The organism is uncultured Aquimarina sp. (assembly GCF_947500065.1).
Taxonomy (GTDB): domain Bacteria; phylum Bacteroidota; class Bacteroidia; order Flavobacteriales; family Flavobacteriaceae; genus Aquimarina.
Map to the genome: position 1 here is coordinate 16456 of NZ_CANMQT010000018.1, position 14313 is coordinate 30768.

The 14313-nt window shown below is 33.0% G+C and carries 9 protein-coding genes; 3 read left to right on the forward strand and 6 right to left on the reverse strand.

All coding sequences use genetic code 11. The annotated features are described in order from the left end of the window. Window positions 1-53: 53 nt before the first annotated feature. The 4 genes from Q0975_RS26785 to Q0975_RS26800 all read right to left on the reverse strand — a co-directional run bounded on the left by Q0975_RS26785 (window position 54) and on the right by Q0975_RS26800 (window position 5528). Window positions 54-2531, reverse strand: a complete 2478-nt coding sequence (locus tag Q0975_RS26785) for an ATP-dependent Clp protease ATP-binding subunit (protein WP_299443502.1) — start codon at window positions 2529-2531, stop codon at window positions 54-56. A 301-nt stretch (window positions 2532-2832) separates the two neighbouring features. Beyond that, on the reverse strand, window positions 2833-3942 hold the full coding sequence (locus Q0975_RS26790; RefSeq protein WP_299443504.1) for a DEAD/DEAH box helicase: 1110 nt from the start codon (window positions 3940-3942) through the stop codon (window positions 2833-2835). 87 nt (window positions 3943-4029) lie between these two features. Next, a complete protein-coding gene (locus tag Q0975_RS26795; RefSeq protein WP_299443507.1) occupies window positions 4030-4431 on the reverse strand; it encodes a hypothetical protein in 402 nt (133 codons plus the stop codon). A gap of 206 nt (window positions 4432-4637) precedes the next feature. After that, window positions 4638-5528, reverse strand: a complete 891-nt coding sequence (locus Q0975_RS26800; protein ID WP_299443510.1) for a DUF72 domain-containing protein — start codon at window positions 5526-5528, stop codon at window positions 4638-4640. A 91-nt stretch (window positions 5529-5619) separates the two neighbouring features. On the opposite strand from Q0975_RS26800, the gene Q0975_RS26805 reads away from it, so the two are divergent. The 3 genes from Q0975_RS26805 (at window position 5620) to Q0975_RS26815 (ending at window position 10039) form a co-directional block, all read left to right on the forward strand. After that, window positions 5620-6342 (forward strand): outer membrane lipoprotein-sorting protein, encoded by a 723-nt coding sequence (locus tag Q0975_RS26805; protein ID WP_299443514.1) that lies wholly within the window; start codon window positions 5620-5622, stop codon window positions 6340-6342. A 67-nt stretch (window positions 6343-6409) separates the two neighbouring features. Continuing rightward, the gene (locus Q0975_RS26810; protein WP_299443517.1) at window positions 6410-9466 is read left to right on the forward strand and encodes a hypothetical protein; all 3057 of its coding nucleotides are present in this window, start codon (window positions 6410-6412) and stop codon (window positions 9464-9466) included. Between the two features lie 162 nt (window positions 9467-9628). Continuing rightward, window positions 9629-10039 (forward strand): glyoxalase, encoded by a 411-nt coding sequence (locus Q0975_RS26815; protein WP_299443520.1) that lies wholly within the window; start codon window positions 9629-9631, stop codon window positions 10037-10039. Between the two features lie 71 nt (window positions 10040-10110). Here Q0975_RS26815 and Q0975_RS26820 read toward each other — a convergent pair whose 3' ends face one another. Both Q0975_RS26820 and gyrA read right to left on the reverse strand, forming a co-directional pair. Next, window positions 10111-11385, reverse strand: coding sequence for a tetratricopeptide repeat protein (locus Q0975_RS26820; RefSeq protein ID WP_299443522.1), 1275 nt, complete (start codon window positions 11383-11385; stop codon window positions 10111-10113). Window positions 11386-11413: 28 nt separating this feature from the next. After that, on the reverse strand, window positions 11414-13963 hold the full coding sequence (gene gyrA, locus Q0975_RS26825) for a DNA gyrase subunit A (RefSeq protein WP_299443525.1): 2550 nt from the start codon (window positions 13961-13963) through the stop codon (window positions 11414-11416). Window positions 13964-14313: the final 350 nt, after the last annotated feature.

The following is a 14313-nucleotide window of genomic DNA, read 5'->3' on the forward strand; positions in this document are numbered from 1 at the left end:
TTAATAATGATTGTGAATTATAAATATACTAATTTTATCGCAGGATATGGCCTTTATTCATATGACCACTCCATTTTTTCATCTTTTATGTCTAGACTCACCTTACTTCCTTTACCTATCTTTCCAGTAATCAACATTTTAGACAAAGGACCTCTAAGATCCGTTCTAATTACTCCTCGTAATGGTCTTGCTCCATATTTGGGGGTAAATCCCTTATAAGCAAGGTACTCCTGAGCAGCTTCAGTCAACTCTAAAGTTACTTCTTGCTTATTTAAAGCTTTATGTAAGTCCTTTAATTGAATATTAAAAATCTTAACGACATTCTCCTTTGTTATTGGAGCAAACGGAACTATTTCTGTTAATCTTCCTAAAAACTCTGGTCTAAAATTCCTAGACATAAGCTCTAATAGATCTGAAGATTTTGGAATCTCACCATCTGTAAATGACTTTACAACATGCTCACTTCCGATATTGGAAGTAAACAAAACAACTGCATTAGAGAAGTCCCCAGTTTTCCCTAGTCTATCATTTAATTTTCCTTCATCTAAAATCTGAAGAAATATATCAAATACTGATGGGTGCGCTTTTTCAATTTCATCAAAAAGTACAATCGAATATGGTTTTTGTCTTATTTTATTAACCAACAATCCACCTTCTTCATATCCAACATATCCCGGAGGTGCTCCATACAAGAGCGCAGCAGAATGTTCTTCTTTAAATTCTGACATATCGAATCTAATAATTGCATCTTCTGTCTGGAACAAGAACTCTGCTAAAGATTTTGCTAATTCAGTTTTTCCAGTACCTGTAGGTCCAGTAAAAAAGAATGACCCTGTTGGTAAACCTGGTTTACTAAGTCCAGATCTAGATTCTAATACGGCTTCTGAAATCGTCTTAATTGCATGATCTTGACCAATCACCCTCTTCTTAAGGTGATCTTCCATATTCAATAATCTTTCTTTTTCATCCGCTTGAAGCTTTCCTACCGGAATACCCGTCTTATTGGCAATTGTAGCAGAAACATCATTTTTATCAATAAAGGTTTTTTCTTCAGAAGCTTTCTTAAAAAAATGATCTAGAATTGTTACAATTTTTGTTTTATAATTATCAAAAGTTTCTTCTCCTAAAACCATTTCATCTTCACCTAATTCAGTAAACAAAAGATAGCTGAACTTACTTTTAAGATTGTTATACATCCAACTTACTGAAGTAAATTTTTCAGATTCTTCTGATTCTTTTTCTCCAATTTCTTTTAAATCTTTTAATAATGCTTCAACATTATTAGCGGTAGTTTCTATCATATATCTAGAAGCAGACATTGTTCTATCTATAAGATCTATAGCCGCATCCGGAAGACTTCTATCCTTATTAAAACGTTTAGAAAGTCTTATTGCTTCTGCAATTGTTTCGTCAATAATATCTAAACTATGGTGTTCTTTATATTTATCAATGGTATTAGAAATCATAGTAAGCGTATCCTCTTCTGATGGTTCATCCAAGGCAACTATTTCAAATCTTCTTATAAGTCCTTCGTCTGTTTCTACATGTTTTCTATATGCATCGTTTGTTGCTGTAGCTATAAAAGTAACTTCACCTTTAGCCAGCTCTGATTTCAAAATATTGACCAAGCCTTGATTACCACTGTTTTTATCGGTAAGATTATTGATTTCATCTATCAATAAAATAGGTTTTTCAAATTCTTTTAGAGCAGTTAGAATCTTTTTAAAACGATCTTCTACTTCACTTTTATAACTTGCTCCAGAAACTAGATTCACAAAATCCAATTCGTATATCTGGGCATTTTTCAAGGACTCTGGCACATTACCATTTATTACAGCCTCAGAAAAACCATCTAGAAGAACTGTTTTTCCTACACCTGGTTCTCCTGTAATTAAAACATTAGGTTTAGAATGTCTACCTAATATTTCTGTAATCATTTTTACTTCTGCATCTCTACCAAAAACATCATCTAACTGTTTATTTTTGGCTGCAAAAGTTTTATCGAAACAGTATTCTTCTAAAATTCCAGAATCACTTTTTTGTCCTGTGATACTTTTCTCTCCACTTTTGGTAGTAGCCTTTCCTGAACTGGATTTCCCTTGTGTTGCGGCAATTAACACCTCATCTGCTTTAAGAGGTAATGTTTTTAATTGTTCATAAGAAAACCCAACACCTGGTGTGCATAAAGCAATTAAAACAGCATGTGGAGTGATTTCATCCTGACCCAACTTAAGTTTAATTGTATCTGCTTCATTAAATACTGCTTCAATGGATTTATCTCCACTAACCGTATCAGGAATATTAACAACTCTTGGTAAAGCTTCAATCCTAACTTCTGACCATTCTTCATAATAATAAATATCGCCATCAATTTGGTCAAAAAATCCCTTTAGCCCTACATCCTTATGCAAAAGAGCTTTTAGTAAATGAGCAGCATTATACTCATCATTATGATACTCTTTAGCAATTGATTGTGCTATATGAATTGCATTATCCACCTTTGGTGATAATGTGAAGTCTAATATTTGCATGAAGTTGGTTTTCCGTAAAGTAAATAAATAACCTAATAATTAGCAAAAAATTATCCATTAGCTCAGAATAAAATTCAATATTTCCCAAATATTATTAATATTTCGAGTAAAAATTAGATTACAATACTTTATTTGAATCAAAGATATTATAAAATTACAAGTTTGTTTACCTCGTTTTTAGGTAAAATGCACCCCCTGTTTTCAGGTAGTATCTGATTCTATTATACTACTTGATCGGAATACTTAATAGCATCTAGAATTGAACTAGAATAATTAAAGAAAAAAAATTAACTCGTTTAGATTATCTAATTTGCGTAAATCGTATTCCAAGCTGTTTTTCTAGATCTCTAATTACTTTTAATTCCTGCTTAACTATAAGTGCTAAAGAAACCCCTGTTTTTCCTGCTCTAGCAGTTCTACCACTTCTATGTGTATAATACTCAATTTGATCAGGTAACTGGTAGTGAACCACAAATGCCAGATTAGCCACATCGATTCCTCTAGCTGCTACATCCGTAGACACTAATAATTCCATAGTGCCCTTCTTAAAAGCACGCATTACCTTATCTCTATCCTTTTGCGTCATATCACCTTCTAGCAAACCTACTTCGTAGTTTTTAGCAATAAGTTGTTTAGACAACTTGCGTGCTGCTACTTTAGTTTTAGTAAAAATAATACCTCTTTGTTTTTTTTGAGATTTCAGGAAATGAGTAAGTGTATCTAGCTTATTTACTTCTTCTCCAACAACAAAATGATGTTCAATACCCTTATTAACGGTATCATTTTTATCTACAGACACTCTTACTGCATTTTTGCTTACATAAGAATTAATAATTTCATTAAGAGCGGAAGGTATCGTAGCAGAAAAAAGCCATACATTTCTATGTCCTTTAGTTTTACTTAGTATAGTGGTAAGGTCTTTTTTGAACCCCATACTTAACATCTCATCCGCCTCATCCATTACTACAGTTTTAATTTTGGAAATATCCACTGCTTTTCTTTCCATCAAATCAATAAGTCTTCCGGGAGTTGCAACAATGATATGAGTAGGCCTTTTTAATCTGGAAAGCTGTATTTCAATCTTTTCTCCCCCATAAACAGACTCCGTAAAAATCTTATCTGTATATTTAGTAAACTTGAAAAGCTGTTTTGCTATTTGTTGCCCAAGCTCTCTTGTAGGTGCTAAAATTAATGCTTGTACCTCTTTTTTACTAGGATCAATAGCCGTTAATAAAGGAATACCAAAAGCCGCTGTTTTACCGGTGCCTGTTTGAGCTTTACCGATAAAGTCTACTTGATTATTGATAAGAACAGGTAGTGTTTGTTCTTGAATTTTGGTAGGAATAGTAATTCCCATTTCTTTAAGACCTTTATTTAGATCTTTAGGAACACCTAATTCTGAAAATGTCATCCTTATTTTGTTTTAGAGTACAAAAATAGATGAATATATTCATTGCCCAACTAATTAGGCCAATACATAACAGAAATTATCAGAATACTAGCAGGAAATTTTCATGAAATAATCAAACAACTGCTTTTTAAGAGTCAAACCTCTTTTATGAAAATGAGATTTATCCATACAAAAACCTCCTGAACAGTTAAAGTCTGCTCCTTCATCTGAAGAAATGATATCTATAAGTGAAATGCTTTCAGAATGTACGTGAGAATGTTGCTCATTATGTTCAGAATGATCGTGAGAATCTACTTCTAAATTTGAAATGTAAGAAAAAACGCTCTTTTCTTTAAAATCTTTAGTTTCGAATTCTGTTGATAACTCTAAAAACATTACATCATGACTAAACGGAGTAATCTCCTCTCTAACAACCTCTCCTTGAGCTTGTAATGAAGAGATTAGCAATGTAAAAACAAATAATAAAGCGAAGTGTAGTTGTTTAATCATATGTATTTATTTTGGCTTGTTAATACAAATTCAAAGTAAGCCAGTTTTTAAATTAATCTTCGGGAATCTGAACAGTATATTTTAAAAACATCGGCAAAATACACATAAACAAGATTAAGTGCAAGTTATTTTAAAACTTTAACACTATTATTTACTGATTACTTATATAATGAGAAAGGTTAAGCCCTATTTTTAGAAAAACTCAACTAAAATAAGGTTGTTCCATCCGTTGAATGATTAGGCAAACTAAGCTTTATTCCTAACTCCTTATTTAATAATTCTATAAAATACTTGGATAATAATGGAGATTCTTTTTCTATGTTCTGATGAACAAAAAAATGAACATCTTCTATACCTTGATCTTTCCAGGATTTTAATCTACTCACCCAATCACCTAATCTAGTATAATCTGTTTCGTGATTAGCACCAACATACCTTACAAAAGCTTCTTTATTAGTAAGCCTCATATGTAACAGATCTCTTCTTCCTGCAGAATCTGTAATAATATTAGCTATATTATTTTTTTCTAATAAATCATACAACTCATTAGCAACCACTGTATCATTGAACCAATCTGTATGTCTAAACTCTATTGCCAAACGTAATTCTTTAGGCCATTTTGCCACAAAACTCTCTACTCTTTCAAAATACTTAGGTGCAAAATTACTATGCATCTGCAAAAAAATGGTTCCTAATTTTTCCTTTAGATGTATAGCACTTGTTAGGTATTGATCTACATATGGTTGTACATCGTCATTTAATCTTTTAAGATGTGATATATTCTGAACAAGCTTAGGGAAAAACTTAAAACCATCTGGTGTTTTATCATACCATTTCTTGAATTGATCTTCAGAAAAAATTCTATAAAAAGTAGCATTTAGTTCTATAGAATTGAACTGTCTAGAATAATAATGCAGCTCATCCTTAGTCCCTCTTGGGTAAAACCCCTTTAAATCTTGCTTATTCCATTTAGCACATCCTACATAGACGGACAAATCTTTCTTACTTTCTTTTTTTAAAACTCTAGAAGTATCATTATGATCTTCAGGTAACACAAAATTTACACTTTCAGGATGTTCAACTTTACCAAATTTCATAGTTTTTATTTAAAAAGATTACCATAAATAGTGTAACAAAAATATGATTCGAATGACTAACTTTACAGTAACAACAATAAAAAATTTGACAATGAACACTTTAAAATCGTTAATCGTAGCTTTAATTATAGCAATTGTAGCTCCAACCCAAGCACAAACAGCGGATGAAATTATTGATACTTATTTAGAAAACACTGGAGGTAAAGAGAACTGGAAAAAACTTACCGGTACTAAAATGGTAGCTCAGGTAAATCAAGGAGGAATGGTAATCCCTGTCACAATATATTCTGGAAACAAAGGTGAGCAGGCAGTAATTATTGATTTACAAGGAAAAGTAATAACTCAATTTGCTTTTGACGGGGAAACAATGTGGTCTACGAACTTCATGACAATGAAAGCAGAAAAAAGTGATAAAGAAACCACGGATAACATGAAACTATCCACTAATGATTTTCCTAATCCTTTTATAGATTACAAAGAAAAAGGATACACTGTGGAATACTTAGGAAAAGAAACTAAAGAAGGTGCGGAAACTTTTAAAGTACAGTTAACCATGGAGCCTGTATCATTAAATGGAGTTGAATCACCTAGTATTAGCTACTATTACTTCGAAACTGAGAATTATGTACCTATTATGATAGAAACAACTCAAGGTGAGAATAAAACGACAATTACCATGAGTGATTACCAAGAAGTAGATGGTCTTTACTTTCCATTTGCAATGTCTCAAGGTCCTCAACCTATTGAAATAAAAGAAATCGTATTAAATCCAGAAATAGAAGCTAGCTTATTTGCTTTTCCTGAAGAAAAATAAAAATATAATTTCACAAAAAAAGCCTCACTAAAGTTTGAGGCTTTTTTAATCACACAAACAACTAATCATGCAACAATATTTTAAAATATTATGCTGCCTGCTATGCATACAAATGGGTATTCAGGCACAAGAAATATCATTAAACGGAAAAGAACTTTTTGGTGACATCAAAGCACGTCATATAGGCCCCGCTTTGATGAGTGGAAGAATCATTGACTTAGAAGCACACCCTACTAACGATAGAGTAATCTATGCTGGAACAGCTGGTGGTGGAGTTTGGAGAACCTCAAATGGTGGAGCTACATTTGCTCCAATTTTTGATGAACATGCACAATCAATTGGTGCGGTGGCGGTAGACCCTAATGATCCAGACAAAACAATATGGGTGGGAACTGGTGAAATATGGACAAGAAACAGTGTTTCTATAGGAGATGGCCTATATAAAACCTCTAATGGAGGTGATAGTTGGAAGAAAATAGGTTTTGAAAAATCTGAACGGATTAGTAGCATTGTTATAAATCCAAAAAACTCTAAAGAAGTATATGTTGGGGTATTAGGTGCATTATGGGGTGATAGTGATGTGCGTGGTGTATACAAAACTATCGATGGAGGTGATACCTGGAAAAAAATACTCTATACCAATACGTCTACAGGTATTTCTGACCTCCTAATGGATCCAAACGACACTAATACACTATATGCTTCCATGTGGGAGTTTAGAAGAACGGGGTGGTCTTTCAATTCTGGTGGTGCGAATAGTGCTCTCTATAAATCTACAGATGGCGGTAAGAATTGGAATAAAATTCATTCCGGTTTCCCTGAAGGAAATTTAGGAAGAATTGGGATTGCTATTGCTCCATCAAACTCTAAAATTTTATATGCAGCTATCGAAAGTGAAGATGATAAAAGCAAAGGATTGTATAGATCAGATGATGCAGGGAAAAATTGGGAACAATTAAATAATGATTTCGAATTAGTAGTAAGACCATTCTACTTTTCTAGATTGGTCGTTGATCCTAAAAACCCCGAAACTATCGTAAAAGGAGGATTTCTTGGAGCCATTTCCAAAGATGGTGGAAAAACTTTCAAAAACTTAGGGAATATGCACGCCGACATCCATGATATTCTTTTTGACATCAATGATAGTGATCGAATGTATGCAGGAACAGATGGAGGAGTATACCGAAGTTGGGATGGTGGTGCTACCATGGAAATAGTAGAGAATCTTCCAGTATCTCAATTCTATCAAATTAGTGTAGACAACGAAGAACCTTATAACATTTATGGAGGACTACAAGATAACGGTTCCTGGTATGGACCATCTTCTTCTCCAGGAGGAATAGAAGCTAGAGATTGGAAAAGAATTGGTTATGGAGATGGGTTTAGAGTACTAAAACACCCTACAAAACCTATAATATATTCTGAAATGCAAGGGGCTCAAAATGTATGGCGTATAAATACAGAAAAAAACACTACTAAAAACGTAGAGCCTATACCAGATGGCGATGAAGAACTTCGTTTTAACTGGAATGCTCCAATGGCTATTAGCTCTCACAAACCTGATCGATTTTACATGGGAAGTCAATACCTTCATAAATCTGAAGATATGGGTGATAATTGGATAAAAATATCTCCTGACTTAACAACTAATGACCCTAGTAAACAAGATAAAGAATCAGGAGGCCTTTCTAAAGATAAATCCGGTGCAGAAACACATACAACTATTTTCACCATCGCAGAATCTCCTGTAAATGAAAACGTTATTTGGGTGGGTACTGATGACGGAAATGTACAAGTCACTAAAGATGGAGGAAAAAATTGGATAAATACAGTTGGTAACATTCCTGATCTACCTACCAATACCTGGGTATATCACATAGAAGCAAGTGTTCACAATGCAGGTACCGCTTACGCTGTTTTTGACGGACATACATCTGGAGACATGAATACCTATGTATATAAGACATCTGATTATGGAAAAACTTGGAAATCCATCACAACAGATGATATAGTAGGTTTTGCAAGAAATATACAAGAAGATTACGAGCAAGAAGATTTACTATTTCTAGGAACAGAATTTGGGCTATTCGTCACTATCAATGGTGGTAAAAATTGGTCCAGATTTACTAATAATATGCCAGCAACGGCAGTACATTTTATAGATTTACAGAAACAAACCAATGATCTTGTATTAGGTACACACGGAAGAGGAATAATCATATTAGATGATATTTCTTCTTTACGTCAAATTAATCAAGATGTATTATCCAAAAACGTACATTTCTTCACAACAAAACCAGGTATTATCAAAGAAAATAGTGGTTTCGGAGGTGGAAGTACAGAAACTCAGTTTGTAGGACAAAACCCTAGCACTAATCTAAAAATGATGTACTACCTTAAAAAGAGGCATACTTTTGGAAAAATGAAGATGGAAATCCAAGACTTAAACGGAAATAAAATCACTGATTTATCTCCTGGAAAAGCTAAAGGGATTAATATTGTTCGCTGGAATTACAGAAGCATTGCTCCTAAATCAGCCTCAGGAAAGACTTTTTCAATAGGTTCGGCACCGAGAGTTGCCGCAGGTAAATATAAAGTAGTACTTACAAAAGGAAAAGACACTTATGAGCATAGCATAGAAGTTAAGCAAGATGAAAATTCTGAAGTAACTAATGAAGAAAGAAAACTACAACGTAAGACTTCTCAGGAACTATATACCGCTATAGAAGATTTAGCATATTTAGTGCATCAGATTGATCAAACCGTGAAAAAAGCAAACTCAATTGAAGAAAAATCTCCAAAAATAGCTACACCTGTTATTAAAGAACTAACTTCATTAAAAGAATCTCTTGTTATAACTACTGGAGATAATTATGTTCAAGAAGCAGAGCCTGAACTAAGAGAAAAGATTTCTAATTTATATAATTCGGTAACTAACAATTTTGAAAAACCATCAGCTGGTCAACTAAATAATCAAAAGGTACTGAATGAAAAATTAGAAAAAGCTAAAATAGATTTTCAAAAAATAAAAGATAAGAAAGTCTCTAAGCTTGTAAAATATCTGGAGAAAAATGAAATTACTCCTATAGATATAAAATCCAAAACAGAGTTCCTTAAAAAATAAAACAGCATAAATAAGGCTTCCTTTATGGAAGCCTTATTTGTTTTTAAACAGTATCAAATTTAGATTATATATTTAAAAATGTTTATAACTGGTTTAAAACTCTACTACCCTCGCTTAATTTTGCATGAAACAATTCTGTATTTTTAGTAAACACTCTTTATTATGGAAAACAGGGAATCTAATTTGTTGGCAATACGCCCGCAAATTTTAAATGCAAAAGTTTCTGAAAACATGTCTAACGATGAGCAGTTTCAGAACAAAACAATTAGACCAATTATCAAATTGCAAAACGAATTGTTAATTGAAGTGTTTCGAAATTATATTAAAAAAAGAAAAAACACTTTTTATGAATTATCTTTAGAAAAGCGTATTCTATATATTGATAATGCTATCCAAAAGGATATGAAATTCAGAAATAGTCTTAAAGGAATGATTATAGGACAGTATACAGTAGATGAATATCTAATATATATCGAAAACTCTTCTGCATTAAACAAAAGAATGATGAACATTGTTAGAGAACGTCTACAAAGTAACATTCAACTATTAGAGCGACCATTAACAACATATTAGTATTACCTAAAAAAAAGTGCGGATCAAATGATCCGCACTTTTTTTATTTTGTATTATATATAACTTAAGAATTAGTTACCTCCTTCTAAAGCTTTAAGTTTATTTTTCATATCCTCTGCTTTAGGATCATCTAACTGATAGAAAATCTGCATTAACGTTCGAACCGCTTCTGCATTGTCAGGTTTAGACTCTATAGCACCTTCTAAATAAGGAACAGCTTCTCTATATAAATCTTGTTTTTGCTTCTTAAGAATATCAAATCTTTTATAATCAGCATTAGATGTTCCAAGGCTATTCATTTCCTCATTAAGAGCAGCTTCTCCACTTAAAATAATAGCTGCTATATTGATTTGAGCAGAAGTATAATCTGGCTTGATCTCAAGGGCTTTTTTGTAATACTCTACCGCTTGGTCATTATCGCCCAAACGTGCTGCACTTACACCTAAATTATATAAAAGGTTAGGATTCTCAGGATCATTCTCAACAATTTTTCGCATTAATTCCTGATACTTAGTAAGGTTACCTAGCTTATAAAACATATTAGCCTCCTCTTGCATTAATGCAGGGTCATTAGGGTTATCCTTTTTAGCAGCTTCCATTGCTTTAATTGCTTCTTCATCCTTACCTTGACTAATATAGATAAGAGCAATGTTTTTCGTGATTTCAGATCTTCTAGAACCTGTTGAAGTAGTTTCTGGCTTGATATGAGTTCCTGCTTTAACAGAAAAATCTCTCAAATCTTTAGAATCAAATGGTTCCACCTCTCCAGTTTCTTTATTTGTAGCTACAAAACGCTCTTCACTTCCATTATATCCAAGATCAACTAATTCATTATAATACTTTAATGCTGTATCATAATCTTTTCCATTTACGGCATTAGATGCTGCAAAATACAAATAAGATGTATCCGACTTCTTTGTTTTATATCCTAAATAAAGTTTATCTGCAGCTTCTTTATTTCTTCCTTCTTTCTGATCTGCTACCGCTTGCTCAACCAAAGACTGACGAAGTGTCTGTATTCCTGTATCTGCTTTACCTGAATATTTTTTATTACCAGATGTTTCTTCTATCTCTAAAACTTTAGCATAAGCCATTGCTGCATTTTCTATTACTTCTAATGACTTATCTGTCGATGCAGCTCCAAGTTGTCCTTTTAGAAAATAGAATTGCGCTTTCATTTTATCATCTGCAACGTCTAATTGTCCTTCAACGGCCTTTAATGCATCATTCGCTACTTCCAGATTACCAGACTTTAATGCTCTATCCGCTGCCTTAAGTCCTTTTTTTTGTGAAAATCCAATAGCACTTATAGTTAGAAAAAATGCTATAATAAATTTAGTTCTCATTACTTGTGTTTTTTTTATGGGATTCTTTTTATTCGTTTGTTGTTTCATCAATAGTCGTGCCATCAGTGGCATCACCATCGTCATTTTGCAAAGATATATTATTTTCTTCAATATCACCATCAATATCTTCTACATCATCTTCTTCATGCATTACTTTGGCAACCGCAGCGATAGAATCTTTACCTTTCAAATTAATCAAACGTACTCCTTGTGTAGCACGCCCCATTACTCTTAAATTCTCTATAGCTAATCTAATAGCAATACCAGATTTATTAATAATCATAAGATCATCAGAATCAGTAACGTTCTTAATAGCAACTAATTGTCCTGTCTTGTCAGTTACAGATATGGTTTTAACTCCTTTTCCTCCTCTATTAGTGATTCTGTAATCTTCTAATTTCGAACGTTTTCCGTATCCATTTTCAGAAACAACGAGGATATTACTTTCCATATCATTAACAGCTACCATTCCTATCACTTCATCTTTATCGTCAGCAAGTCGGATTCCTCGTACTCCAGAGGCACCACGTCCCATTGGCCTAGTTTTTTCCTCTTCAAAACGTATCGCCTTTCCAGATTTAACAGCCAACATTACCTGACTTTTACCATCAGTAAGTTTAGCTTCTAATAATTCATCATTATCTTTAATAGTAATAGCATTGATACCATTAGTTCTTGGTCTAGAGTATTGTTCTAAAGATGTCTTTTTAACCTGACCCTTTTTCGTTGCCATTATAACATAATGAGAATTAATATACTCCTCATCCTTCAGGTCTTGCGTACATATAAATGCTTTTACTTTATCATCATTTTCTATGTTTATCAAGTTCTGTATTGCTCTTCCTTTAGAAGTTTTACTTCCTTCAGGAATTTCGTAAACTCGCATCCAGAAACATTTTCCTTTCTGAGTAAAGAATAACATGTATTGATGGTTTGTACCAACAAACAAATGTTCTAAGAAATCTTCATTACGAGTAGTACTTCCTTTCTGACCTACTCCTCCTCTATTTTGTTTCTTATACTCAGTTAGAGAAGTTCTTTTGATATAACCTGCATGAGAAATAGTAATCACTACTTTCTCATTTGGGATCATATCTTCAATGCTTAAATCTCCACCTGCATATTCTATTTGAGAGCGACGAGCATCTCCATACTTTTCTTTCACCTCAAGAAGCTCTTCCTTAATAATATCCATTCGACGTTCTTTCTTCTCAAGAATATCTTTAAGGTCTTCAATAGTTTTCATTAATTCGTCATACTCTGCACGTAACTTGTCTTGCTCCAGACCCGTTAACTGACGCAAACGCATCTCAACAATGGCTTTTGCCTGAATTTCTGTAAGCTTAAATCGCTTGATAAGCTTTTCTCTTGCTTCTTCGGCATTAGAAGAAGCTCTGATCAATTTAATTACTTCATCTATATTATCTGAAGCAATAATTAAACCTTCAAGAATATGGGCTCTTTCCTCTGCTTTTCTTAATTCATACCTTGTTCTTCGCACAACCACTTCGTGTCTATGCTCTACAAAATGATGAATCATTTCTTTTACATTCAATAACTGCGGTCTTCCCTTAACCAATGCTATATTATTAACACTAAAAGAGGATTGTAATGCGGTATACTTATATAAAAGGTTAAGTACTATATTAGGTATTGCATCTCTTTTTAAGATATATACAATACGCATTCCCTTTCTATCGGATTCATCTCTAATGGTCGAGATACCATCTATCTTCTTATCATTTACAAGATCAGCAGTTTTCTTAATCATATCTGCCTTGTTCACTTGATAAGGAATTTCAGATACAATAATACATTCTCTACCATTTACTTCTTCAAAACTAGCTTTGGCACGTATTACGATCCTACCTCTTCCTGTTTTAAAAGCTTCTCTTACTCCATCATAACCATAAATAGTACCTCCTGTTGGGAAGTCAGGTGCTTTAATGTGTTGTATTAATTCATCTATTTCAATATCATTATTATTGATATATTCAATAGTTCCATCTACAACCTCGGTCAAATTATGTGGAGGCATATTGGTAGCCATACCAACTGCGATACCAGAAGCTCCATTAATCAATAACCCCGGAACTCTACTTGGTAGCACTGTAGGCTCTTGCAATGTATCATCAAAATTAAATGTATGATCAACAGTATCTTTTTCAATATCTGCAAGCATATCTTCCGATATTTTTCGCATTCTTGCTTCCGTATAACGCATTGCTGCCGGACTATCTCCATCTACAGATCCAAAGTTACCTTGACCATCTACCAACATATAACGTAAACTCCATTCCTGAGCCATACGAACCATGGTATCATACACCGAAGTATCTCCGTGAGGGTGGTATTTACCAAGAACCTCACCCACAATTCTTGCAGATTTCTTATGAGCACTACTAGCTTTAACGCCTAACTCATACATACCATATAAAACTCTTCTGTGTACTGGTTTTAGACCATCTCTAACATCAGGAAGTGCACGTGATACAATCACTGACATCGAATAATCGATGTACGCAGACTTCATCTCATCTTCTATATTGATAGGTATTAGCTTTTCTCCTTCTGCCATAAAAATTATTTTATTCTAAAATTGAATTATTAAACGCGCTAATTTAAGTAAATTAAGACGGTTTTAACAGCTAATAGACTCTCTAATATACGTAATTTATTAACAACTTGGACGACCCATATGGTTAATAAGTCTGCAAACATAGATTTTGATTATTAAACCTTTTTTTGTCTATTTACTCAGAAAACGTAATAATCTTTAAATTTGGCTTTTATTTAAATACAAATAAAACTATTTAAATCAACTGAGAATATGACATAAAAAGTTATTATGTCATCTTATTTATGAATCATGATTAAAAGGAATAGTTTTTGCCAATATCATTTTAAAAATTACTATATTTAGTATTA